Source organism: Aerococcus sp. L_32 (assembly GCF_050689315.1).
Genome location: NZ_JBOEQF010001082.1, coordinates 1 through 625 on the forward strand (window position 1 = coordinate 1; position 625 = coordinate 625).

The 625-nt window shown below is 42.7% G+C and carries 1 protein-coding gene; it reads right to left on the reverse strand.

Features of this window, described 5'->3' with window-relative positions; all coding sequences use genetic code 11:
- Positions 1–42: 42 nt before the first annotated feature.
- Positions 43–625: DUF1129 domain-containing protein (locus tag ACRCJ0_RS18285; protein ID WP_431391563.1), on the reverse strand; the 583-nt coding region annotated here is incomplete at its 5' end.

The following is a 625-nucleotide window of genomic DNA, read 5'->3' on the forward strand; positions in this document are numbered from 1 at the left end:
CATCAAAAAAAGCCTGTCAGAATAACTGACAGACTCCTGTTTTTAGAATAAGGTATTTTGTACTTTGAATTCACGTTTAAACCACCATCTGCCGGCTAACCCTAGGACTGCTAGGGCTAGGTAAGCGAATAATGGCAATTCTGGGTTAACACCCGCTGGCAAGAATTCAGTTAGGGAAATGAGTAGGATCCAGGCCAATAAAACGGCTACTGAAATCAAGATATACCGCATAGTGCCACGTTCTTTCTTCGGTTTAGACATATCAGGTTGGTTTGTTGTCAGAACAGCCATAGCTAATCCCCCAATAATAAAGTTTAAGATTAGCGTGAATAAACCAGCTGGGCCTGAGCTCGCATTTTCAGAACCGATTAATAAGGTCAATCCAGAAATACCCGCGAATACACCACCAATCAATAAGCCACCTTCAACCCAGTAGTGCCAGAACGGACTGTCGCCTGCTTGAACTGCCCCATTACCGTCGTTAGGGTTTTGGTTTAGTTCTTGGGCGTAAGTTGTTGGTGTACCGTATAATTGTTTGGCAGTAACCCCTTTGTCTTGCTCTTCAATAAGGGTATGTAACATTTGATTTTCTTTTAAGTCGATATCGCCATCGTAACCTAAAGCA